We start from the raw sequence: 18,480 nt of genomic DNA, 5'->3' as shown, positions 1-18,480 counted from the left end.
CAGGCCGGTGCCCCCAGGGAATCGGCCAAACGCTGTCGCCAATTGAAGTGGCAGCGGCGAAGGGAGCTTCCATTTTTGGAGAAAACAAATGAGTCTGAGCAACTCCCTCGGGTTGCTGGGCCGCAAGGTGGGGATGATGCGTCTCTTCACCGATGACGGGGACGCAGTTCCTGTCACGGTGGTGGATGTGTCCAACAACCGTGTGACCCAGATCAAGTCGCAAGAGACCGACGGCTACGTCGCACTGCAAGTGACGTTCGGTTCGCGCAAAGCATCGCGCGTGACCAAGCCGCAAGCCGGCCACCTCGCCAAGGCGGGTGTCGAAGCTGGTGAAATCATCCGCGAATTCCGCGTGACCGCCGACACCGCTGACCAGCACAAGGCTGGCGGCGTCATCGCCGCGAGCAGCGTGTTCTCGGTGGGCCAGAAGGTCGACGTGCAAGGCACCTCGATCGGCAAGGGCTTCGCCGGCACCATCAAGCGCCACAACATGAGCTCGCAACGCGCGTCGCACGGTAACAGCCGTTCGCACAACGTTCCCGGCTCGATCGGCATGGCACAAGACCCCGGTCGCGTGTTCCCCGGCAAGCGCATGACGGGCCACCTCGGCGACGTCACCAAGACCACGCAGAACCTCGATGTGTTCCGCATCGACGAAGCGCGTCAACTGTTGCTCATCAAGGGCGCGATCCCGGGCGCAAAGGGTGGCTTCGTCACCGTGCGTCCCGCCATCAAGGCCAAGCCGCAAGCGGCCGAAGGAGCGAAGTAATGCAACTCGAACTCCTGAACGAACAAGGCCAGGCCGCGTCGAAGTACGACGCCCCCGAGACCGTGTTCGGCCGTGACTACAACGAAGACCTGGTTCACCAGATCGTCGTTGCATTCCAGGCCAACGCCCGCCAAGGCACGCGCGCCCAGAAGGACCGCGAACAGGTCAAGCACTCGACCAAGAAGCCTTTCAAGCAAAAGGGAACGGGCCGCGCCCGTGCCGGTATGACGTCCTCGCCGCTGTGGCGCGGGGGTGGCCGGATTTTCCCGAACATGCCTGACGAAAACTTCTCGCAGAAGATCAACAAGAAGATGTACCGCGCCGGCATGGCCGCCATCTTCTCGCAGCTCGCTCGCGAAGGCCGTCTGGCCGTGGTGGATTCGCTGACCGTGGATTCGCCCAAGACGAAGCCGCTGGCAGCCCGTTTCAAGGCAATGAATCTCGAGTCCGTGCTCGTGATCGCCGAAGAAGTCGACGAAAACCTGTACCTTGCCTCGCGCAATCTGGTCAACATTCTCGTGGTCGAACCCCGCTACGCCGATCCGGTGTCGCTGGTCCACTACAAGAAGGTGCTGGTCACCAAGGGTGCCGTCGACAAGCTCAAGGAGATGTTCGCATGAGCCGCGTGAACCCTACCGCCGCTGAACGTACGTTCGAAGAAGGCCGCCTGATGGCGGTGCTGGTCGCCCCGATCGTGTCCGAAAAGGCAACGATGGTCGGCGAGAAGTCGAACGCTGTCACTTTCAAGGTGCTGCAAGACGCCACCAAGCCCGAGATCAAGGCCGCTGTCGAACTGATGTTCAAGGTCGAAGTCCAGGGCGTGTCGGTGCTCAACACCAAGGGCAAGACCAAGCGCTTTGGCAAGTCCATCGGCCGCCGCGACAACGTTCGCAAGGCCTATGTGACCCTGAAGCCCGGTCAAGAGCTCAACCTCGTCGGGGAAGGCGCTTAATCATGGCTGTCATCAAGATGAAACCCACTTCGCCGGGCCAACGCGGCGCGGTGAAGATTTCGCGGGACCACCTGTACAAGGGTGCCCCTCACGCGCCGTTGCTCGAGCCGCAGTTCCAGGCTGCCGGTCGCAACAACAACGGTCACATCACGATTCGCCATCGCGGCGGTGGTCACAAGCATCACTATCGCGTTGTCGACTTCGTGCGCAACAAGGACGGCATCCCGGCCAAGGTCGAACGCATCGAATACGACCCGAACCGCACCGCCCACATTGCCCTGGTCTGCTACGCCGACGGCGAGCGCCGCTACATCATCGCCCCACGCGGTCTTGAAGCCGGTGCAACGCTGCTGAGCGGTTCGGAAGCCCCGATCCGCGCCGGCAACACGCTGCCGATCCGCAACATTCCGGTCGGCTCGACGATCCACTGCATCGAACTGCAACCCGGCAAGGGCGCGCAGATCGCGCGTTCGGCTGGCACGTCGGCCACGCTGCTGGCTCGCGAAGGCGTCTACGCCCAGGTCCGCATGCGTTCGGGTGAGGTGCGCCGCATCCACATCGAATGCCGCGCCACCATCGGTGAAGTCGCAAACGAAGAGCACAGCCTGCGCCAACTCGGCAAGGCCGGTGTGAAGCGTCACATGGGTATTCGCCCGACCGTTCGCGGTGTGGTGATGAACCCGGTCGACCACCCGCACGGTGGTGGCGAAGGCAAGACCGGCGAAGGCCGCCATCCTGTCGACCCATGGGGCAACCTGACCAAGGGCTACCGTACCCGTAACAACAAGCGCACGCAGGTCTTCATCGTGTCGCGCCGCAAGAAGTAAGGGATAGCAAATGACTCGCTCTCTCAAAAAGGGTCCGTTTGTTGACCATCACCTCGTGGCCAAGGCCGACAAGGCTGTGACGACGAAGGACAAGAAGCCGATCAAGACCTGGTCGCGCCGCTCGATGGTTCTGCCCGAGTTCATCGGCCTGACCATTGCCGTGCACAACGGCAAGCAGCACGTGCCTGTCTACATCACCGACCAGATGGTCGGCCACAAGCTCGGCGAATTTGCGCTCACGCGCACGTTCAAGGGGCACCCCGCGGACAAGAAAGTCCAGAAGAAGTAAGGAACGACCATGTCTGAAACACGTGCAGTCCTCCGCGGTGTCCGCCTCTCGGTCGACAAGGGCCGTCTGGTCGCTGACCTGATCCGCGGCAAGAAGGTTGATCAAGCGCTCAACGTTCTGCAATTCACGCAGAAAAAAGCCGCTGTGATCATCAAGAAGGTGCTCGAGTCGGCAATCGCCAACGCCGAGCACAACGATGGCGCCGATATCGACGAACTGAAGGTCAAGACCATCTACGTCGAACAAGGTGCCACGCTCAAGCGCTTCACGGCGCGAGCCAAGGGTCGCGGTAACCGCATCAGCAAGCCCACGTGCCATGTGTACGTGACGGTTGGCAACTAAGAACGCCTGGAAGAAATATGGGACAGAAAATCCATCCGACCGGCTTCCGCCTTGCGGTTACCCGTAATTGGTCCAGCCGCTGGTACGCAAGCGACCGCGATTTCGCGGGCATGCTGGCCGAAGACATCAAGGTTCGCGAATACCTGAAGAAGAAGCTGAAGAACGCTTCGGTGTCGCGCGTCATGATCGAGCGTCCCGCCAAGAACGCACGCATCACGATCTACTCGGCTCGTCCGGGCGTCGTGATCGGCAAGAAGGGCGAAGACATCGAGAACCTCAAGCGCGAACTGGGCAAGCAGCTCGGCGTGCCGGTGGCAGTGAACATCGAAGAAGTGCGCAAGCCTGAAATCGATGCCCAGCTGATCGCCGACAGCATCACGCAGCAGCTCGAAAAGCGGATCATGTTCCGCCGCGCCATGAAGCGCGCCATGCAAAACGCCATGCGTCTGGGTGCCCAAGGCATCAAGATCATGTCGGCTGGCCGCCTGAACGGTATCGAAATCGCTCGTACCGAGTGGTATCGCGAAGGTCGCGTGCCGCTTCACACCCTGCGCGCCGACATCGACTACGGCACCTCGGAAGCCAAGACCACCTACGGCGTCATCGGCGTCAAGGTCTGGGTCTACAAGGGCGACACGCTGGGTCGTAACGACCTGCCGGCCGTCGAAACGCCGCGTCCCGACGATGAGCGTCGTCCGCGTGGTCCCCGCCGTGATGGCCGCCCTGGTGGCGACCGTCCGGGTGGCGACCGTCGTGGTCCCGGCCCGCGCGCCGGTGCCCGTGGCCCGATCGGTGGCAACACCGCCCCGGCCGACGGCAGCGACAAGCCCGCAGAAGCCACTGGCGCAGCTCCCGCTGCTCCGGGTGCAGACTCGAAACCCGCCGTTAAGCGCGTCCGCAAAGCCGCGCCAGCTGCAGCAGCTGACGGTGCCAAGACCGAGTGATCGGTCTTAGAACTACGGAGTATTAAAAATGCTGCAACCTGCACGCAGAAAGTTCCGCAAGGAACAAAAGGGCCGCAACACCGGCGTCGCAACCCGGGGTAACTCGGTTGCCTTCGGTGATTTCGGTCTCAAATGCACCGACCGCGGCCGCCTCACGGCGCGCCAGATCGAAGCCGCTCGTCGCGCGATTTCGCGTCACGTGAAGCGCGGTGGCCGTATCTGGATCCGCGTGTTCCCGGACAAGCCGATCTCTACCAAGCCCGCCGAAGTGCGGATGGGTAACGGTAAGGGCAACCCCGAGTACTACGTCGCTGAAATCCAGCCTGGCAAGATCGTGTTCGAGATCGTCGGCGTGCCCGAAGAACTCGCCCGCGAAGCGTTCCGCCTGGCCGCCGCCAAGCTTCCGCTGCGCACGACGTTCGTCGCTCGCCAGCTCGGCGCCTGAGAGGAGAACATCCATGGCAACACGTAAGAAAAAAGAAACCGTGGCTCCGGCCAAGGTGACCAAGGCTGCAACCCTGCGCACGAAGGACGTCGCAGCGCTGCAAACCGAAGTCAAGGAACTGCAAAAGGCCCATTTCGGCCTGCGCATGCAGAAAGCCACGCAACAGCTGTCGAACACCTCGACGCTGCGCGTGACGCGTCGCGACATCGCGCGCGCCAAGACCATTCTTGCTCAGAAGCAGCAAGAAACCCAAGCCGCCAAGTAAGGAGTGAACATGACGGAAGCTAAAAAATCCCTCAAGCGCACCTTGATTGGCAAGGTGGTCAGCGACAAGCGTGCCAAGACCGTGACCGTGCTGGTCGAGCGCCGTGTGAAGCACGAGCTCTACGGCAAGATCGTGGCCAAGACGAGCAAGTACCACGCCCATGACGAAAAGGGCGAGTACAAGCTGGGCGACACCATCGAAATCACGGAAAGCCGTCCGATCTCGAAGACCAAGAACTGGGTCGTGACCCGTCTGGTCGAGAAGGCCGTGCTGGTCTGATCACTGGTTGATCGACCTCGGGAAGCCTCGTGAAGGCAACCCATCCGGAAACGGCCCACAATGTGGGCCGTTTTTCTTTTTCAGGAGCATTCAGATGATCAAAGTCGGCGACACCCTTCCTTCGGCAACCCTGCAGGAGTATTCCGAGGTCGAGGGCGAAGGCTGCAGCATCGGCCCGAACCCGGTGGACGTGAGCAAGGCCACGGCCGGCAAGACCATTGCGCTGTTCGCGCTGCCCGGCGCCTTCACGCCGACCTGCTCGGCCAAGCATGTGCCCGGCTATGTGCAGCACTTCGACGACTTCAAGGCCGCCGGCGTGGACGAGATCTGGTGCGTGAGCGTGAACGACGCTTTCGTGATGGGTGCCTGGGCGCGCGACCAGAAGACCGGCACCAAGGTGCGCATGCTGGCCGACGGCAGCGCCGATTTCGCCAAGGCGACCGGCCTCACGCTCGACCTGACCGGCCGCGGCATGGGCCTGCGCAGCAATCGCTATTCGATGCTCGTGAAGGACGGCAAGGTGGCCTCGCTCAACGTCGAGGCACCGGGCAAGTTCGAGGTCAGCAACGCAGAGACGCTGCTGGCGCAAGCCCGCGGCTGAGGACTGGCGGCCAAAGGGGCGGCTAAAGCTCCGCCTTGAGGTAGTGCGCGCCCGCAATCGGGTTGTGATAGTAGGGCGGCACTTCCGCGAAGCCCAGGTCTTCGTAGAGCGCGCGGGCCGATTCCATGTCGTCCAGCGTGTCGAGCAGCACGCAGGCATAGCCCGCGCTGCGCGCGGCGTCGAGGATGGCTTCGGCGAGTTGCCGGCCGACACCGAGCCCGCGAAAGCCGGGCCGCACGTACAGCCGCTTCATTTCCGCGCAATTGGCGTAGTCGGCATTGTCGAGCGGGCGCAGGGCGCAGCAGCCCGCCACGTGCGCCAGCGTTCCATCGGATCGCAGGAGGGTCGGCGCCTGTTGTCCGGTGGCCTCCTTGATATGGGCCGGATCGACCAGCGCGAGGAGCAGGGCGCCGCGCGGCTCTGCGTAGTCGCCGGGCAGGCCGGCCACTTCCTCGTCGAAATTCTGGAAGCACAGGTCGATGCCCAGCGAAGCGGCGTAGTCGCGAAAGATCGCGCGCGTTGCATCGATCTCGTGAGCTTCGTCGGGCGTCAAAAGCACGACGGCCGGCGTGTCGGCCAGTGGCAGCGGGCGTGAAACCGAGGAACTCATACGCGCAGCGACGCAATCCAATACGCCACGCCTGCGCACACGGCGAACAGCACCAGCGCAAGCCCGCGCGACACGGCGTCATCGCGGCTTGGCGCCACCTGGCCTGCGGCACCGGTCGCGGCGATCAGCTTGTCGCCCGAAACCATGGGCCGCACCAGGCGATGCCGCTTGACCAGCACGTAGAAGAGCACCGCCAGCACGTGCAGGCTCACCAGCGCAATCACGAGCGTCTTGCCTTGCGATTTGTGCCAGCCGGTGGCAAGGCTCACCACGCCGCTCGAAACGAAGCGCGTCAGCGGCCCCGCGGCCGAGACCTCGTCGTCCGCCACCAGCCCTGTGCCTACCTGCACCGCAAGCACCGCAAGCACGGTGAACACCGAGAGGGCGCCCAGCGGCGTATGGCCGATCACATGATGGGGATGGGCCCGCCCGCGCAGATACGCGACGACGGAGCCCGGGCCATAGAAGAACGAGGCAAAACGCGACCAGCGCCCGCCCACGAAGCCCCAGAACAGGCGGAACAGCAGCAAGGCGAGCACCGTGTAGCCCAGGCGGAAGTGCCACTCCATCACGCCGCCGAGGCCGGTGGCGATCAGGCCGACGACTGCGGCGCTCAGCGCCCAGTGAAAAACCCGCGTGGGCAGGTCCCAGATGCGTGCCCGGACGGGGGGATCGGACGCTGCGGCCGGCATGGAGGCCACGGAAGAGTCGGTCATCGAGAAGGCAAGGTGCGCAAAAACTGCGGAAGGCGCAGATTAGCAAAGTCCGGCGGCTCCATGCTTCGGGTTGTTGCTATGCGCGCTGTAACGGTGCCTCTACACTCGGCGCGGCACCGCTTTCGACGGTGCTCCACTACCTACAAGGACCCCCGATGATTCGACTTGCTTCGTTCGCCCTGGCCGCTGCATGTGCCGCGATTTCCCTGCCGGCCGCAGCCCAGTTCGCCAAGCCCGAGGACGCCATCAAGTACCGCCAGAGCGCGCTGTTCGTGATGGGCCAGCATTTCAGCCGTATCGGTGCCATGGCCAACGGCCGCATCCCTTACGACGCGGCCACGGCTATCGCCAACGCCGATATCGTGGCCGAAGTGGCCAAGTTTCCCTGGGCCGGTTTCGCTGCCGGCACGGAAGGCGGCAAGAGCAAGCCCGAGGTCTGGAAGGAAACCGCGAAGTTCAAGGAACACCAGGACAAGATGATTGCCGAGACCGGCAAGCTGGTAGTCGCGGCCAAGGCGGGCAACATCGACGCGCTCAAGGCCCAGTTCGGCTCGACCGCAGGGAGCTGCAAGGCCTGCCACGACAGCTTCCGCAACCAGTAAGCCGTCGCAAAAAGACAGAAGGCGCTCCGTGGAGCGCCTTCTGGTTCACGCTTCGGCGAGCAATTTCTCGATCAGCTTGTGGAGTTCGGCGAAATCGGGCTCGCCCACGTAGCGCTTCACGATCTCGCCCTTCTTGTTGACCAGGTAAGTGGTGGGGGTGAGCTTCACGTCACCCCAGGCCTGTGCCACGCTGCCGGTGTTGTCGATCGCCACCTTGAACGGCAGCTTGCGGGTTTCGGCAAAGTTGACGACGTAGCTCGGCGGGTCGTAGCTCATGGCCACCGCCAGCGTGTCGTAGCCCTTCGACTTGTACTTGTCGTAGGTGGCGATGACCTTCGGCATCTCGGCCACGCAGGTCACGCAGCTCGTGGCCCAGAAGTTGACCAACGTGACCTTGCCCTTGAGGTCGTCCGTGCTCTTCTTGCTTCCGTCGAGCAGCACGAAGGTCGACGCTGGCGCAGCTGTGGCGCCCGACCCCAGGTACACGCCCACGCCGGCGGCCAATGCAAGCGCGACTGCGGCGACGGCGATGTATTTTTTCATGGCAACTGAGAGAGAGGGGCGTCGGGATTTTAGTTCCGCCGGGCGGAACGTGCCGGGGCGTGCCGTGGGCGGCTCGATAATCGCCCTCCGATGCTGTCGTTCGCTTCCCGCTCCTGGCCTCTGCTGCTCGCCGCCACCACCGCCGTCGCCCTGGCCGCCTGCAGCCCCACCTTCAACTGGCGCGAGGTGCCGATTGCCGACGCGGGCCTGGTCGCCCTGCTGCCCTGCAAGCCAGACCGTGCCAACCGTGCCCTGCCGTTCGGTGCCGAATCGGTGAAGGTCGACATGGCTGGCTGCGAGACCGGGGGCGCAACCTTCGCCGTTGCCCATGCATCCGCCGGCAGCCCCGCGCAGGCCGAGGCCTGGCTCGTCGCGTGGCGCGCGGCCACGCGCAATCAGTTGGGCGGCGCGCAGCTGACCGAAGGCCCCGCCGCATTGCAGCGCGCCACCGCGGCCCCCGCGCCAGTGCGGCTCGATGCGCAGCCAGCCCAAAAGGGCGCCGCGCCCGTCCAGGTGCTCTGGTTCGCCCAATCCCAAAAAGACGGCAGCGTCGCGCTCTACCAGGCCACCGTGCTCGGGCGGCCTTCGTCCCCCGAGGCGGCGAAGACTTTCTTCGAAGGCCTGCGCCTTCCGTGAACACGGTGACTTCCCAGGAGCGGCGGCCCGCCGTTCGGAATGCGCGTGCGCGCTCTCGTTTTGATAGCGGGCCCCGCTGTGAGATGCTGGCGGCGATGGCTTTTTGCTCGACCTCGTGGGATCGTTCCACGCGGCCCTGTCCGTTTTGCTGGCCTGCTGCGTTATGTCGTATACCTACTTCCTTTGGGCGCCCCCGCATAATCGGCGCGTAGTCCTCCGACCCGCATGAACAGCATCCTCATCATCGCCCACTCACCGTTCGCGCAGGCGCTGCGGCGGTGCGCGCTGCATGTGTTCCCCGACTGCGAGCAGGCCGTCGTCGCACTCGACGTGCTGCCCAACGTCTCACCCGAAGAAACCCTGGCCGCCGCCCGGATCACCCTGGAGCAGCAGCTCAATGCGCCGCGCTCGCAGGTGCTGGTGCTGGCCGACGTGTTCGGCGCAACGCCCTGCAACGTGGCCCAGAAGCTGGTGGACGGTGTCCGCTCGCGGCTGGTGGCGGGCGTCAACCTGCCAATGCTGCTGCGCGCGGTCACCTACCGCCACGAGCCGCTCGAAACGCTGGTGCAGCGCGCCATCGCGGGCGGCACGGCCGGTGTCATGCAGGTGGCCGTGGCGGCACCCCAGAATCAGGCGAAGAGAAAGCACAGTGATCAAGAAATCCGTGACCATCAGCAATAAGCTGGGCCTGCATGCACGCGCATCGGCCAAGCTCACCAAAATCGCAGGCAGCTTTCCTTGCGAGGTGTGGCTCTCGCGCGGCGACCGCCGCATCAATGCCAAGAGCATCATGGGCGTCATGATGCTGGCTGCGGGCCTCGGCTCGACCGTCGAGCTGGAGACCAACGGCGAGCAGGAGGAAGAGGCGATGGCCGCCATCATCCAGTTGATGAACGACAAGTTCGGCGAAGGCGAATGACTTTCGCAGTCCACGGCCTCCCCGTTGCCCGTGGCATTGCCATTGGCCGCGCGGTGCTGGTGGTGTCCAGCCGCATCGACGTGGCCCACTACTTCATCAAGCCCGAGGAGGTCGACACCGAAATCGACCGGGTGCGCACGGCGCGCAACGCGGTGGCCGACGAGCTCGCCAAGCTGCAGACGAACGTGGCGCTGATGGGCCCCAACGATGCGCCGCACGAACTCGCGGCGCTGCTCGAAGTGCACCAGATGCTGCTGCAGGACGAGGCGCTCACCGGCGGCGTGAAGCACTGGATCACCGAGCGCCTCTACAACGCCGAATGGGCGCTGACCACGCAGCTCGAAATCATCGCGCGCCAGTTCGACGAGATGGAGGACGAATACCTGCGCGAGCGCAAGGCCGACCTCGAACAGGTGGTCGAGCGGCTGCTGCACCGCATGCAGGGCACGGCCGCGGTGCTCGCTCCCAGCCCGCCGCGCCGCAAGCGCCCCACCTCCGACGACGACGACGACCCCACCGCGGGCGACGGCATCGACGCGCCGCTGGTGCTGATTGCGCACGATCTTTCGCCGGCCGACATGCTCCAGTTCAAGAAGAGCGTGTTCGCCGGCTTCGTGACCGACGTGGGCGGGCGCACCTCGCACACCGCCATCGTCGCGCGCAGCATGGACATTCCCGCCGTGGTGGGCGCGCGCACCGCGAGCCAGCTGGTGCGCCAGGACGACTGGGTCATCATCGACGGCGATGCCGGCGTGGTGATCGTCGATCCCTCGCCCATCATCCTGGCCGAATACGGTTTCAAGCAGCGCCAGGGCGATCTCGAGCGCGGCCGGCTTGCGCGCCTGCGCCACAAGCCCGCGGTGACGCTCGACGGCCAGCGCGTCGAGCTGCTCGCCAACATCGAGATGCCCGAAGACACCGTCGGCGCCGTCAAGGCCGGCGCCGTGGGCGTCGGGCTGTTTCGCAGCGAGTTCCTTTTCATGGGCCGCGAGTCGCAGCGACAGACCCGCCTGCCCGACGAGGAAGAGCAGTACCAGGCCTACAAGCGCGCGGTCGAGGGCATGCAGGGCATGCCGGTCACCATCCGCACCATCGACGTGGGCGCCGACAAGCCCATCGACGGCAAGGCGGCCAGCAAGCAGGAGCACCTGAACCCCGCTCTGGGCCTGCGCGCCATTCGCTGGAGCCTGGCCGATCCGGCCATGTTCCTCACCCAATTGCGCGCCATCTTGCGTGCGGCGGCTCATGGCGAAATCCACCTGCTGATTCCGATGCTCGCGCACGCCAGCGAGATCCGCCAGACGCTCTCGCTGATCGACTTCGCACGCACGGAGCTCGACGGCCGCGGAGCTGTCTACGGCAACGTGAAGCTCGGCGCGATGATCGAGATTCCCGCCGCGGCGCTCACGCTCAAGACCTTCCTGAAGTACTTCGACTTCCTGTCGATCGGCACCAACGACCTGATCCAGTACACGCTGGCCATCGATCGTGCCGACGAAGCGGTGGCCCACCTGTACGACCCCGCCCACCCGGCGGTGCTGAAGCTCGTGGCCGACACCATCGCCGAATGCCGCCGCCAGGGCAAGGGCGTGGCCGTGTGCGGCGAAATGGCGGGCGACGTGGCCTTCACGCGCCTCTTGCTCGGCCTGGGGCTGCGCAGCTTCTCGATGCATCCCTCGCGCATCCTCGCCGTCAAGCAGGAAGTGCTGCGCGCCGACACCGGCAAGCTCGAAGCCTGGGCCAAGAGCGTGCTCGAATCGGACGATCCCGCCGCCGCCCTGGCGGGATAGTTAGGTCTTCCGCACTCAATTCGCTCAAAAGCAGGGCGAATCGACATAAAACGAAACACGCCGAAACTGCGGTGAAAGGACTTGTCGCCTCGCGGCAAGCACCATCAGGTCTCCTCTTCAACGACAGAAAGGCCTGATTCATGAAATCTCTCTCCCTCACCCAGATCGTCACCGTCGGCTCCTTCGCCCTGCTGGCCGCGGCCGGTGCCAAGGCTGAATCCTACGAAGGCGTCCAGCCGCTCGCATCGGCGATGAGCCGCGCCGAAGTCAACGCCGAAGCCGTCCGCACGGCCACCGCGCCGGACCAGAACGTGGTGCGCGGCTCGCGCGGCGCCGAGACCATGGCCGTGTCGAGAGACCGCGCGGGCGTCGTCTACGAAGCCATGCGCACCGCCGCCGCACCCGACCAGAACGTGACCTCGGGTTCGCGAGTGAACAGCAAGGTGATCTCGACGCTGCAGAACCCGGTCGATGCACGTGCCGCAGCCGCCGGCAACAGCAGCAGCAAGCTCTAAGACTCACGCCCGCCGCACACGACCCCGGGCCGCAAGGAACATCATGAAACACTGGATCAAACGCACTCTCTTCGGTTTCGCAGGCCTCGCGGTGGTGGCGGGCAGCATTGCCGGCTGCGCCGGCCATCGGCATGGCTGGGGCGGCGGCGACCCTGCCGAGTTCCGCACCAAGATGGTCGAGCGAGTCGGCAGCAAGCTCGAACTCGACACTCTGCAAAAGCAGAAACTCACCGCGCTGGCCGAGAAGCTGCAGGCCCAGCGTGAAGCGATGCGTGGCGCGGGCGGCGCGGGCGATCCGCGTTCGCAGTTCAAGGCACTGTTCGCAGGCAACAAGCTCGACCAGGCGGGCGCCGCGCGGCTCGTCGACGAGAAGACCACGGCCGTGCGCAACGGCAGTCCCGAAATCATCGCGGCCGCCGCCGATTTCTTCGACAGCCTGAATGCCGCGCAGCAGCAGAAGGTGCGCGACTTCATGGACCGCGGCGGACGCCGCTGGGGCCATCGTGGCTAGGCTTGGCTCACCCCCAGTCTTCGCGCACTTCGTGTCGCTTCGCCAACCCCCTGCAAGGGGGCGATACCTGCGGCCCGGCGAAGCCGGTTCCGCGGTATCCCACGACCAGGCAGTGGCAGCGACGGGTGGCGTGCGCACGCTGCTGCGGCTCGAAGGGGTGGTCGTGCTGGGCGCGGCGCTGGCGGCCTATGCGCAGTTCGGCGCCGGCTGGGGCGTGTTCGCGCTGTGGCTGCTCGTGCCCGACCTCTCGATGCTCGGCTACCTCGCGGGCCCGCGCGTGGGCGCGGCGCTCTACAACGCGGCGCACTCGTACGCCGGCGCCGTTGCGCTACTGGTGCTCGGCGTGCTCGCCGCGATGCCATGGGCGGTGGCTGGCGGCTTGATCTGGTGCGCGCACATCGGCCTCGACCGGGCGCTGGGCTACGGCCTCAAGTACGCAGCCGGCTTCGGCGCCACGCACCTCGGCCGCATCGGGCGGGCCGATCCGTGGTGAAGGTCGCACAATGCAGCGCGCCGCGGTGGCCGGCTATCGAAATGACAATGGCGGTGCAATGCCGGCGGGCCTAGTCGTCAGCCAATTGTTCGCCAGGAGGCACAATCCCGCCATGCCGCGCATCCTGCTGATCGACGACGACGAACATCTCGCCGCGCCGCTGACCACCTACTTCGCACGCTTTGGCTGCACGCTCGAAAGCGCCGTGCGTCCGAGCGAAGGGCTCGCCAAGCTGCGTGCCGGCCAGTACGACGCCGCGATCCTCGACGTGATGCTGCCCGAGATGGACGGCTTTGCGCTGTGCCGCGAGATCCGCAAGGAAAGCGACATTCCGATCGTGATGCTCACCGCGCGCGGCGAGGTGATGGACCGCGTGGTCGGCCTGGAGCTCGGCGCCGACGACTACGTGCCCAAGCCCTTCGAGCCGCGTGAACTGGTGGCGCGCGTGCAGACCATCCTGCGGCGCCAGCGCAGCGCGCCCGCCGCGGCGGCCAACGGCAACAGTGCGCAGCACCGCGTGTTCGACGGCTTGTCGATCGATCTCGACCGGCGCCAGGTGCTGCGCCACGGCGAGCGCGTGGAACTCACCGGCACCGAGTTCGAGCTGCTCGCGCTGCTGGCGGCCGAGCCCGGCAAGGTCTTCAGCCGCGACGACATCCTGAACCGCCTGCGCGGCCATGAAGCCGAGCTCTACACCCGCGCGGTCGACATCGTGGTGAGCCGCCTGCGCAAGAAGCTCGAGCCGCTGGACTGCATCAAGACGCTGCGCAATGCCGGCTACGCGCTGGCCGTCGCGCGCAGCGAGTCCGCATGAGATCTTCGAGGAGAGGTTGGCGCAAGGCGTGGCGAGACATGAGCTGCCGGCGTGCGGAGCTGCACAAGCAATGGCATGAACAATGGCACGAGAAGGTGCAGGGCAAGCGCCGCTGGCGCCGTTCGCTGCGCATCCGGCTCGTGATGATGTTCCTGCTGCTGGCGCTGGTGATGGCAGTGGTGTTCATGGGCGGCATGAAGAAGTCCTTCTCTACCGGCTGGGCCGAGGCCGCAAAGCCGATGCTGGTGGACTATGCCGACCGGCTCGTCGCCGAGATCGGCACCCCGCCCGACATCGCGCGCGCGCAGGCGCTGGTGAGCCGGCTGCCGATCACGATCCGCATCGTGGGCCCCAAGGTCAACTGGGACTCCAATCCCGCGGGCTTCAACGGCCGCGGCGGCTGGATGCACCACCTCGACGAGGAGCCGCTGAACGACAAGTGGTTCATCCGTCCAACGGCCGACGGCCACCGCGTCATCTTCGGCTGGGCGCCCAAGCTCTGGCAGCTTGCACCGCGCGCGGCGGGCTGGGCCACGCTCTGCGCGCTGCTGCTGCTCATGGTGCTGGGCTATGTCTATGTGAGCCGCCTGCTGCGGCCGCTGATCGACATTCGCGAAGGCGCCCAGCGCTTCGGCCGCGGCGAGTTCACGCAGCCCATTCCAATCCGCCAGAACGACGACCTCGGCGACCTTGCGGGACACATCAACACCATGGCCGACGACATCCAGGCCATGCTCGATGCCAAGCGCGGCCTGCTGCTGGCGTTGAGCCACGAACTGCGTTCGCCGCTCACCCGGGCCCGGCTCAATGCCGAGCTGCTGCCGGCCACGCCCGAGGGCGCGGCCGAGCGCGAAGCGCTGCTGCGCGACCTGAACGAGATGCGCGACCTGATCAGCGACCTGCTGGAAAGCGAACGCCTCGCAAGCCCGCATGCGGCGCTGCAGCGCGAACCGGTGGACCTGGCCGTGCTGGTGCGCGAAATCGTCGCCGAGATGCCGGGCGCGCAGAACGTGCATCTCGACCTGGCGGAAGGCCTGCCGGCGCACTCGATCGACCGCATGCGTTTTCGCCTTCTGGTGCGCAACCTGCTGGACAACGCCTTGCGCTACAGCACCGACGCGCCGCGGCCGCCGTGCGTGTCGCTGCGCGCGGTGGTGGACGGCAAGGTCCAGGGTGTCGAACTCGAGGTGCGGGACCATGGCCCCGGCGTCGACGAAGCCCAGCTCGAGCGGCTGACCGAGCCCTTCTACCGCACCGACGGCGCGCGCGCGCGTGCCACCGGCGGCGTGGGGCTCGGCATGTACCTGTGCCGGCTGATCGCCGAGGCGCACGGCGGGACATTCGTGGTGCGCAACGCGCATCCCGGCCTGCAGATCGTCGTGCGCATGTAGGGTTCGCTCACGGTGTCTTGCGCTGTCACCTGCGCTACCAGTCGACGCGCAATGCGGGGCTACGATGCGCGTCCGTGCCAGCGCCCGTCAATCAAGGAGACACCATGAGCAGCTCACTCACCAACCACCAGGTCCGCCTCGCCAAGCGCCCAGAGGGCACGGCCACCCGCGAGAACTGGCGCTTCACCACCGAGCCCGTCGGCGAACCGGCCGAGGGCGGGGTGCTGGTCAAGACGCTTTCGCTCTCGCTCGATCCGGCCATGCGCGGCTGGCTCAACGATGCGAAGAGCTACATCGCACCGGTGGCGATCGACGAAGTCATGCGTGCAGGCGGCATTGGCCGCGTGATTGCTTCGAAGAACCCCGAGTTCGCGGTCGGCGCTACTGTCTACGGCATGCTCGGCGTGCAGGAATACATACTGATTCCGCAAGACCAGATCAAGCGCAACGGCCTCGTGAAAATCGACCTCAGGGTCGGCACCATCAACCAGTGGCTCAACGTGCTCGGCATGCCGGGCATGACCGGCTACTTCGGCCTGATGGACGTGGGCCAGCCCAAGCCGGGCGAAACCGTCGTCATCTCGGGCGCGGCCGGCGCGGTGGGGCAGACCGTGGGCCAGCTCGCCAGGATCAAGGGCTGCCGCGTGGTCGGCATCGCGGGCGGCGCCGCCAAGTGCGACTGGGTGGTGAAAGAGCTGGGCTTCGACGCCTGCATCGACTACAAGGCCGGCGCCGCGGCGGTGCGCGACGGCCTCAAGACCCACTGCCCGAAGGGCGTGGACATCTACTTCGACAACGTCGGTGGAGAGATTCTCGACGCGGTGCTGGCGCGGCTCGCACGCAAGGCCCGCGTGATCATCTGCGGCGCCATCAGCCAGTACAACAACGCCAACAGCATGCCGGGCGCCGGTCCGAAGAACTACCTGAGCCTGCTGGTGAACCGGGCGCGCATGGAAGGCATCGTGGTGTTCGACTACGCCGACCGGTACCACATCGCCATCGCCGAGATGGCCGGCTACCTGAAGGACGGGCAGATGAAGAGCAAGGAAGACGTGGTGAAGGGCCTCGATACCTTCCCCGAGTCGCTCAACAAGCTGTTCGCGGGGGAGAATTTCGGCAAGCTGATCCTGCAGGTGGCCGAAGACTGACGCCGGCTCAGGGCTCGCTGGGGCGCATTGGAATGTCGCCCATCGCGTCGTCCTCGCGCAGGCCGTGGGCGGCCTTCAGCGTTTCGATCGACAGGCCGTCGCCGTGGCCGGCAAAGCCCTTGGCAACGCCTTCGAGCGCCGTCGACAGGCCCACGTCGCCGTCGGCGCGGGCGTCCATGCTGATGTTGAGCACCCGGGCCGCCATCTGGCGGTAGCTGACGGCGCCCGCGCTTTCGAGTGCCGCCACCAGGTCGAGGTACAGCGCCAGGTTCAGGTCGAACACCAGCTTGGGGGTGATCTCGAATTCATCGTTCTTGTTCTTCTTATCCATGGGTGATGGCTCCTTTTTTTCCGAAGCCTCCACTCTAGCCACAAACCATGCACCGGTGTCGTCGGACACGGGCGTATTCAGCGGGCGCGTGTGCCCATCACGGCGGCCGAGATGATCAGCGCCGCCGCCAGACCGATGCTCCAGGTGAGCGGGCGCCCGGTCACGGCCAGCAGCAGCGCGGTGGAGCCCAGCGGCGTGACGTAGCTCAGGATGCCGATCTGCCGCGCATCCCCGCGCTTGAGCGCCATGTCCCAGACGAAGAAAGCCGCGCCGAGCGGACCGAGGCCGCACAGTGCGACCAGCAGCCAGTCTTTCGCAGAGAGCATTGCCGGGGTCTCGAGCAGTGCATGGCAGACGAGCGACAACATGCCCGAGACCAGGCCGAACAGGCCGATTGCGGAGGTCGGGAACGCCGCCACGCGCTTTGTCCAGAGCGAATAGCTGGCCCAGATGAACGCCGAGCCCAGCGCCGGCAGGAAGCCCCAGTACCCGGCCGTGGCGCCAGGAATGGACACGGAGCCCTCGCGCGCACCGAGGATCGCGATCGCCGCGCCCGCGAAGCCCAGCGTGGCGGCAACCAGATGCAACGGCCGCAGCGACACGCCCGGCAGCAGCGCCGGCGCCAGCACCACCATGAAGAGAGGCCACAGGTAGTTGACCAGGTTGGCTTCCACGGGCGGGGCATGCCGCAGCGCGATGAACAGCAGAAAGTGAAAGCCGAACAGGCCGTAGATGCCCAGCGCCAGCGTGCGCGGCGGCACGCTCCAGGCGCTGCGGTCGCGCAAGACGAGCGGCCAGCTCGGAATGCTGCCGATGATCAGCGCGAGGCCCGTCAGCAGGAACGGCGGCAGGTGCGAAAGCGCGGTGCCGAGCGAGGCGAGCGTGGCCCACAGCGCGATGGCGGCAAGGGCAAGAAGCGTGGGCGACATTGCACCGAGCTTAAGCGGCGCCGTCGTCGCGCAACGCCGGTGAATCGTCGCGTGACGACGATGTTGCCGTTCAGCTGCCGAGCCTGCGCAATGCCGCCGTGAGCGCCGAGGGCGAACGGTAGCCGGTGCGGCGCGCCGTTTCCGCGACGCCCATGCCGGCCAGGCGCAGTTCGCGGGCATGCGCGAGCCGCAGCATGCGCAGCCAGTGCATGGCGCTCACGCCCTGCTCATCGCGGCAGCGCTGAGCGAACTGGCTGGGGCTCAGGCACGCCACGGCTGCGAGATCGGCAACGCCCAGCGGCTCGTGCCAGCGCGCCCGGGCCCAGGCGGCGAGCGCGGTCCAGTCGATTCGCCGGCTTCGCGCAGGGGCCGGCGCGGCGGCACCCCAGGCTTCGAGCAACAGCGCGGGGCCATGCTGCAGCGTCGACACGAAAGCGTCCGGGTGCTGCGCGCACTGCGCGAGGTACTGCGCCAGGGCCTGCAGCCGCGACGCATTTGCGGGCGCGCTCGGCGCAGCGCGCCCATGCCGGGTGGGTGGTGTCGAGCACGAGGCACCGGCTGCCGCTGCGCGATTCGAAGTCATGCCGGTCGCCGGGCACCACCACCTGCGCCTCACCGGCGCCAACGTGCGCACCGCGGCCTTCCACTTCGAGTTCGAGCACACCGGCCAGGCCGATCAGCACCTGGAAGTGGTCATGCGCGTGGCTGCCGCGCGAAGCGCCGTAGTCGCGCAGCGAAAGGCTGTGCAGTTCGGCGCGCGGGAGCATGGCTGGGGTTCGCATGGGCAGGATCGAATTGTCGTTCCGTGCTCCGCGGCTG

27 protein-coding genes and 1 pseudogene are annotated in these 18,480 nt (G+C 66.1%); 22 read left to right on the top strand and 6 right to left on the bottom strand.

Translation table 11 applies throughout. The features are described from left to right. The first annotated feature begins 88 nt into the window (after window positions 1-88). The 11 genes from rplC to ACJ7Z0_RS13980 all read left to right on the top strand — a co-directional run bounded on the left by rplC (window position 89) and on the right by ACJ7Z0_RS13980 (window position 5,713). On the top strand, window positions 89-769 hold the full coding sequence (gene rplC, locus ACJ7Z0_RS14030; RefSeq protein ID WP_055807931.1) for a 50S ribosomal protein L3: 681 nt from the start codon (window positions 89-91) through the stop codon (window positions 767-769). Next, window positions 769-1,389: a 50S ribosomal protein L4 gene (rplD, locus tag ACJ7Z0_RS14025; protein ID WP_013543942.1), complete on the top strand. Its 621-nt coding sequence runs from the start codon at window positions 769-771 to the stop codon at window positions 1,387-1,389. Before rplC ends, rplD begins: the two co-directional genes overlap by 1 nt. Next, window positions 1,386-1,721 carry a 50S ribosomal protein L23 gene (rplW, locus tag ACJ7Z0_RS14020; RefSeq protein ID WP_007838129.1) on the top strand — a complete coding sequence of 112 codons (336 nt, stop codon included), beginning with the start codon at window positions 1,386-1,388 and terminating at the stop codon, window positions 1,719-1,721. Before rplD ends, rplW begins: the two co-directional genes overlap by 4 nt. Window positions 1,722-1,723: 2 nt before the next feature. Next, window positions 1,724-2,548, top strand: a complete 825-nt coding sequence (gene rplB / locus ACJ7Z0_RS14015) for a 50S ribosomal protein L2 (protein ID WP_055807934.1) — start codon at window positions 1,724-1,726, stop codon at window positions 2,546-2,548. A 10-nt stretch (window positions 2,549-2,558) separates the two neighbouring features. Beyond that, window positions 2,559-2,837 (top strand): 30S ribosomal protein S19, encoded by a 279-nt coding sequence (gene rpsS / locus ACJ7Z0_RS14010; protein WP_007838132.1) that lies wholly within the window; start codon window positions 2,559-2,561, stop codon window positions 2,835-2,837. 9 nt (window positions 2,838-2,846) lie between these two features. Continuing rightward, window positions 2,847-3,179: a 50S ribosomal protein L22 gene (gene rplV / locus ACJ7Z0_RS14005; RefSeq protein WP_007838134.1), complete on the top strand. Its 333-nt coding sequence runs from the start codon at window positions 2,847-2,849 to the stop codon at window positions 3,177-3,179. 17 nt (window positions 3,180-3,196) lie between these two features. After that, the gene (gene rpsC, locus ACJ7Z0_RS14000) at window positions 3,197-4,123 is read left to right on the top strand and encodes a 30S ribosomal protein S3 (protein ID WP_434790324.1); all 927 of its coding nucleotides are present in this window, start codon (window positions 3,197-3,199) and stop codon (window positions 4,121-4,123) included. Between the two features lie 28 nt (window positions 4,124-4,151). Next, window positions 4,152-4,568 carry a 50S ribosomal protein L16 gene (rplP, locus tag ACJ7Z0_RS13995; RefSeq protein WP_015867664.1) on the top strand — a complete coding sequence of 139 codons (417 nt, stop codon included), beginning with the start codon at window positions 4,152-4,154 and terminating at the stop codon, window positions 4,566-4,568. A gap of 55 nt (window positions 4,569-4,623) precedes the next feature. Further along, window positions 4,624-4,833, top strand: a complete 210-nt coding sequence (gene rpmC, locus ACJ7Z0_RS13990) for a 50S ribosomal protein L29 (protein ID WP_041946241.1) — start codon at window positions 4,624-4,626, stop codon at window positions 4,831-4,833. 9 nt (window positions 4,834-4,842) lie between these two features. Next, window positions 4,843-5,112, top strand: coding sequence for a 30S ribosomal protein S17 (gene rpsQ, locus ACJ7Z0_RS13985; RefSeq protein WP_015867662.1), 270 nt, complete (start codon window positions 4,843-4,845; stop codon window positions 5,110-5,112). Window positions 5,113-5,206: 94 nt separating this feature from the next. Continuing rightward, window positions 5,207-5,713 carry a peroxiredoxin gene (locus ACJ7Z0_RS13980; RefSeq protein ID WP_021012787.1) on the top strand — a complete coding sequence of 169 codons (507 nt, stop codon included), beginning with the start codon at window positions 5,207-5,209 and terminating at the stop codon, window positions 5,711-5,713. Between the two features lie 22 nt (window positions 5,714-5,735). Here the strand turns inward: ACJ7Z0_RS13980 and ACJ7Z0_RS13975 are convergent, their stop codons facing one another. Both ACJ7Z0_RS13975 and ACJ7Z0_RS13970 read right to left on the bottom strand, forming a co-directional pair. Next, the gene (locus ACJ7Z0_RS13975) at window positions 5,736-6,323 is read right to left on the bottom strand and encodes a GNAT family N-acetyltransferase (protein WP_434790323.1); all 588 of its coding nucleotides are present in this window, start codon (window positions 6,321-6,323) and stop codon (window positions 5,736-5,738) included. Continuing rightward, entirely contained in the window at window positions 6,320-7,039 is a 720-nt protein-coding gene (locus ACJ7Z0_RS13970) for a cytochrome b/b6 domain-containing protein (RefSeq protein WP_434790322.1), read from the bottom strand. Before ACJ7Z0_RS13970 ends, ACJ7Z0_RS13975 begins: the two co-directional genes overlap by 4 nt. 155 nt (window positions 7,040-7,194) lie before the next feature. On the opposite strand from ACJ7Z0_RS13970, the gene ACJ7Z0_RS13965 reads away from it, so the two are divergent. After that, complete coding sequence (locus ACJ7Z0_RS13965) at window positions 7,195-7,641, top strand: c-type cytochrome (protein ID WP_434790321.1); 447 nt, start codon at window positions 7,195-7,197, stop codon at window positions 7,639-7,641. A gap of 45 nt (window positions 7,642-7,686) precedes the next feature. Here ACJ7Z0_RS13965 and ACJ7Z0_RS13960 read toward each other — a convergent pair whose 3' ends face one another. After that, window positions 7,687-8,184 carry a TlpA disulfide reductase family protein gene (locus ACJ7Z0_RS13960; RefSeq protein WP_093017283.1) on the bottom strand — a complete coding sequence of 166 codons (498 nt, stop codon included), beginning with the start codon at window positions 8,182-8,184 and terminating at the stop codon, window positions 7,687-7,689. Between the two features lie 90 nt (window positions 8,185-8,274). Here ACJ7Z0_RS13960 and ACJ7Z0_RS13955 point away from each other — a divergent pair, with 90 nt between their 5' ends. The 10 genes from ACJ7Z0_RS13955 (at window position 8,275) to ACJ7Z0_RS13910 (ending at window position 16,401) form a co-directional block, all read left to right on the top strand. After that, window positions 8,275-8,820: a hypothetical protein gene (locus ACJ7Z0_RS13955; protein WP_434790320.1), complete on the top strand. Its 546-nt coding sequence runs from the start codon at window positions 8,275-8,277 to the stop codon at window positions 8,818-8,820. Between the two features lie 225 nt (window positions 8,821-9,045). Further along, the gene (locus ACJ7Z0_RS13950; protein ID WP_055807946.1) at window positions 9,046-9,501 is read left to right on the top strand and encodes a PTS sugar transporter subunit IIA; all 456 of its coding nucleotides are present in this window, start codon (window positions 9,046-9,048) and stop codon (window positions 9,499-9,501) included. After that, window positions 9,470-9,739 carry an HPr family phosphocarrier protein gene (locus tag ACJ7Z0_RS13945; RefSeq protein ID WP_434790319.1) on the top strand — a complete coding sequence of 90 codons (270 nt, stop codon included), beginning with the start codon at window positions 9,470-9,472 and terminating at the stop codon, window positions 9,737-9,739. Before ACJ7Z0_RS13950 ends, ACJ7Z0_RS13945 begins: the two co-directional genes overlap by 32 nt. Further along, a complete protein-coding gene (ptsP, locus tag ACJ7Z0_RS13940) occupies window positions 9,736-11,529 on the top strand; it encodes a phosphoenolpyruvate--protein phosphotransferase (protein ID WP_434790318.1) in 1,794 nt (597 codons plus the stop codon). Before ACJ7Z0_RS13945 ends, ptsP begins: the two co-directional genes overlap by 4 nt. 140 nt (window positions 11,530-11,669) lie before the next feature. Beyond that, entirely contained in the window at window positions 11,670-12,044 is a 375-nt protein-coding gene (locus tag ACJ7Z0_RS13935; protein WP_434790317.1) for a DUF4148 domain-containing protein, read from the top strand. 43 nt (window positions 12,045-12,087) lie between these two features. Further along, window positions 12,088-12,555 (top strand): Spy/CpxP family protein refolding chaperone, encoded by a 468-nt coding sequence (locus ACJ7Z0_RS13930; protein ID WP_431126898.1) that lies wholly within the window; start codon window positions 12,088-12,090, stop codon window positions 12,553-12,555. 112 nt (window positions 12,556-12,667) lie between these two features. Further along, complete coding sequence (locus tag ACJ7Z0_RS13925; protein ID WP_434790316.1) at window positions 12,668-13,048, top strand: DUF4260 domain-containing protein; 381 nt, start codon at window positions 12,668-12,670, stop codon at window positions 13,046-13,048. 112 nt (window positions 13,049-13,160) lie between these two features. Further along, a complete protein-coding gene (locus ACJ7Z0_RS13920; RefSeq protein ID WP_175543260.1) occupies window positions 13,161-13,862 on the top strand; it encodes a response regulator transcription factor in 702 nt (233 codons plus the stop codon). A gap of 38 nt (window positions 13,863-13,900) precedes the next feature. Further along, entirely contained in the window at window positions 13,901-15,253 is a 1,353-nt protein-coding gene (locus ACJ7Z0_RS13915; RefSeq protein ID WP_434790315.1) for a HAMP domain-containing sensor histidine kinase, read from the top strand. 104 nt (window positions 15,254-15,357) lie between these two features. Next, the gene (locus ACJ7Z0_RS13910) at window positions 15,358-16,401 is read left to right on the top strand and encodes an NADP-dependent oxidoreductase (RefSeq protein WP_434790314.1); all 1,044 of its coding nucleotides are present in this window, start codon (window positions 15,358-15,360) and stop codon (window positions 16,399-16,401) included. A 7-nt stretch (window positions 16,402-16,408) separates the two neighbouring features. On the opposite strand, the gene ACJ7Z0_RS13905 is transcribed toward ACJ7Z0_RS13910, so the two are convergent. From ACJ7Z0_RS13905 to ACJ7Z0_RS13895, 3 genes and pseudogenes are all read right to left on the bottom strand, one after another. Then, a complete protein-coding gene (locus tag ACJ7Z0_RS13905; protein WP_431126906.1) occupies window positions 16,409-16,732 on the bottom strand; it encodes a hypothetical protein in 324 nt (107 codons plus the stop codon). 77 nt (window positions 16,733-16,809) lie between these two features. Next, window positions 16,810-17,661 (bottom strand): DMT family transporter, encoded by an 852-nt coding sequence (locus ACJ7Z0_RS13900; RefSeq protein ID WP_434790313.1) that lies wholly within the window; start codon window positions 17,659-17,661, stop codon window positions 16,810-16,812. A gap of 70 nt (window positions 17,662-17,731) precedes the next feature. Further along, window positions 17,732-18,443 (bottom strand): annotated as a pseudogene (locus ACJ7Z0_RS13895) (AraC family transcriptional regulator). Window positions 18,444-18,480: the final 37 nt, after the last annotated feature.

Source organism: Variovorax palleresanus (assembly GCF_051144945.1).
GTDB lineage: Bacteria > Pseudomonadota > Gammaproteobacteria > Burkholderiales > Burkholderiaceae_C > Variovorax > Variovorax paradoxus_S.
The sequence above is the reverse complement of the archived record's forward strand: the minus strand, read 5'-3'. Positions and strand labels throughout refer to the sequence as shown.

What these genes read in the sequence shown, in the direction of transcription:
- rplC (WP_055807931.1), top strand. Translation starts at nt 89, where the DNA reads ATGAGTCTGAGCAACTCCCTCGGGTTGCTGGGCCGCAAGGTGGGGATG.
- rplD (WP_013543942.1), top strand. Translation starts at nt 769, where the DNA reads ATGCAACTCGAACTCCTGAACGAACAAGGCCAGGCCGCGTCGAAGTAC.
- rplW (WP_007838129.1), top strand. Translation starts at nt 1,386, where the DNA reads ATGAGCCGCGTGAACCCTACCGCCGCTGAACGTACGTTCGAAGAAGGC.
- rplB (WP_055807934.1), top strand. Translation starts at nt 1,724, where the DNA reads ATGGCTGTCATCAAGATGAAACCCACTTCGCCGGGCCAACGCGGCGCG.
- rpsS (WP_007838132.1), top strand. Translation starts at nt 2,559, where the DNA reads ATGACTCGCTCTCTCAAAAAGGGTCCGTTTGTTGACCATCACCTCGTG.
- rplV (WP_007838134.1), top strand. Translation starts at nt 2,847, where the DNA reads ATGTCTGAAACACGTGCAGTCCTCCGCGGTGTCCGCCTCTCGGTCGAC.
- rpsC (WP_434790324.1), top strand. Translation starts at nt 3,197, where the DNA reads ATGGGACAGAAAATCCATCCGACCGGCTTCCGCCTTGCGGTTACCCGT.
- rplP (WP_015867664.1), top strand. Translation starts at nt 4,152, where the DNA reads ATGCTGCAACCTGCACGCAGAAAGTTCCGCAAGGAACAAAAGGGCCGC.
- rpsQ (WP_015867662.1), top strand. Translation starts at nt 4,843, where the DNA reads ATGACGGAAGCTAAAAAATCCCTCAAGCGCACCTTGATTGGCAAGGTG.
- ACJ7Z0_RS13980 (WP_021012787.1), top strand. Translation starts at nt 5,207, where the DNA reads ATGATCAAAGTCGGCGACACCCTTCCTTCGGCAACCCTGCAGGAGTAT.
- ACJ7Z0_RS13975 (WP_434790323.1), bottom strand. Translation starts at nt 6,323, where the DNA reads ATGAGTTCCTCGGTTTCACGCCCGCTGCCACTGGCCGACACGCCGGCC.
- ACJ7Z0_RS13970 (WP_434790322.1), bottom strand. Translation starts at nt 7,039, where the DNA reads ATGACCGACTCTTCCGTGGCCTCCATGCCGGCCGCAGCGTCCGATCCC.
- ACJ7Z0_RS13965 (WP_434790321.1), top strand. Translation starts at nt 7,195, where the DNA reads ATGATTCGACTTGCTTCGTTCGCCCTGGCCGCTGCATGTGCCGCGATT.
- ACJ7Z0_RS13960 (WP_093017283.1), bottom strand. Translation starts at nt 8,184, where the DNA reads ATGAAAAAATACATCGCCGTCGCCGCAGTCGCGCTTGCATTGGCCGCC.
- ACJ7Z0_RS13955 (WP_434790320.1), top strand. Translation starts at nt 8,275, where the DNA reads ATGCTGTCGTTCGCTTCCCGCTCCTGGCCTCTGCTGCTCGCCGCCACC.
- ACJ7Z0_RS13950 (WP_055807946.1), top strand. Translation starts at nt 9,046, where the DNA reads ATGAACAGCATCCTCATCATCGCCCACTCACCGTTCGCGCAGGCGCTG.
- ptsP (WP_434790318.1), top strand. Translation starts at nt 9,736, where the DNA reads ATGACTTTCGCAGTCCACGGCCTCCCCGTTGCCCGTGGCATTGCCATT.
- ACJ7Z0_RS13935 (WP_434790317.1), top strand. Translation starts at nt 11,670, where the DNA reads ATGAAATCTCTCTCCCTCACCCAGATCGTCACCGTCGGCTCCTTCGCC.
- ACJ7Z0_RS13930 (WP_431126898.1), top strand. Translation starts at nt 12,088, where the DNA reads ATGAAACACTGGATCAAACGCACTCTCTTCGGTTTCGCAGGCCTCGCG.
- ACJ7Z0_RS13920 (WP_175543260.1), top strand. Translation starts at nt 13,161, where the DNA reads ATGCCGCGCATCCTGCTGATCGACGACGACGAACATCTCGCCGCGCCG.
- ACJ7Z0_RS13915 (WP_434790315.1), top strand. Translation starts at nt 13,901, where the DNA reads ATGAGCTGCCGGCGTGCGGAGCTGCACAAGCAATGGCATGAACAATGG.
- ACJ7Z0_RS13910 (WP_434790314.1), top strand. Translation starts at nt 15,358, where the DNA reads ATGAGCAGCTCACTCACCAACCACCAGGTCCGCCTCGCCAAGCGCCCA.
- ACJ7Z0_RS13905 (WP_431126906.1), bottom strand. Translation starts at nt 16,732, where the DNA reads ATGGATAAGAAGAACAAGAACGATGAATTCGAGATCACCCCCAAGCTG.
- ACJ7Z0_RS13900 (WP_434790313.1), bottom strand. Translation starts at nt 17,661, where the DNA reads ATGTCGCCCACGCTTCTTGCCCTTGCCGCCATCGCGCTGTGGGCCACG.